The sequence below is a fragment of the Pseudomonas sp. PDM15 genome, from assembly GCF_014851565.1.
Classification (GTDB): Bacteria; Pseudomonadota; Gammaproteobacteria; order Pseudomonadales; family Pseudomonadaceae; genus Aquipseudomonas.
The window spans coordinates 1-551 of sequence record NZ_JACVAA010000021.1; the positions used below are offsets into that span (position 1 = coordinate 1).

Annotated in this window: 1 protein-coding gene; it reads right to left on the reverse strand. The window is 48.6% G+C overall.

What is annotated here, in order from left to right:
* A partial coding sequence (locus tag IB232_RS24075) for a hypothetical protein (RefSeq protein WP_192400898.1) occupies positions 1–551 on the reverse strand: 551 nt, incomplete at both ends.

Genomic DNA, 551 nt, shown 5'->3' on the forward strand with positions numbered 1-551 from the left:
TCTTCTCCCCTTCCCCTTCTCTCTCTTCCTTTCTTTTTCCTCCCTTCTCTCCTTCTCCTCCTCCTTCCTCTCTCCCCCCTTTTCCCCCTCTCTCCTCTTCTCCTTTTTTCTTCTCCCCCTCTCTCCTCTCTTCCTTTCCCTCTCTTTCCTCTCCCTTCTCCCCCCTCTTTCCCTCCTCCCTTCCCTTTCTCCTCTCCTCCTCTTCCTCTCTCCTTCCCTTCCCCCCCTCCTCCTTCTCTTTCTCTTTCCTTCCTTCTCCCTCTTCTCTCTTCTTTTCTTTTCTTTTCTTCTCTCTTCTTTTCTTCCTTCTTCTTTTTCTCTTCTCCTTCTTCTTTCCTTTTCTTTCTTTCTCTTTTCCCTTCTCTCTTCTTTCTTTCCTTCTTCCTCTCCTCCTCCTCTCTTCTTTTCTCTCTCCCTCTTCTCTTCTTCTCCCTCTCCCCTCCCTCCCCCTCTCTCTTTTCTCCTCCCCTTTTTTTCCCTTTTTCTCCTTTTTTTTCCTCCTCTTTTTCTCTCTCTTTCTTCTTCTCCCTCTCCCCCCCTCTCCCTTCCTC